We start from the raw sequence: 499 nt of genomic DNA, 5'->3' as shown, positions 1-499 counted from the left end.
GCCACCCTCTTGGTACAAAGCGGTACGCTGAAAAAGGGCGATATGCTGCTGGCCGGTACTGCATTCGGTAAAATCCGTGCAATGGTTGACGAAAACGGCAAAGCCATCAATGAAGCCGGTCCGTCTATCCCTGTCGAAATCCTCGGCTTGTCCGACGTTCCGAACGCAGGCGAAGATGCAATGGTATTGGCCGACGAGAAAAAAGCGCGCGAAATCGCCCTCTTCCGTCAAGGCAAATACCGCGACGTGCGCTTGGCCAAACAACAGGCCGCAAAACTGGAAAACATGTTCAACAACATGGGCGAAAACCAAGCCCAATCCTTGTCCGTCATCATCAAAGCAGACGTACAAGGTTCTTACGAAGCTTTGGCGGGCAGCCTGAAAAAACTGTCCACAGACGAAGTGAAAGTGAACGTGTTGCACAGCGGCGTTGGCGGCATTACCGAATCTGATGTCAACTTGGCCATCGCTTCCGGCGCATTCATCATCGGCTTTAACG

General features: G+C 52.7%; 1 pseudogene. It reads left to right on the top strand.

Annotated features, from left to right (window positions below):
- A pseudogene (locus ACTHUR_RS18950) lies at positions 1-499 on the top strand (translation initiation factor IF-2); the annotation flags it as partial.

The sequence above is a fragment of the Neisseria sp. P0021.S007 genome (assembly GCF_051956855.1).
This window is presented reverse-complemented; position numbering and strand designations above follow the sequence as displayed.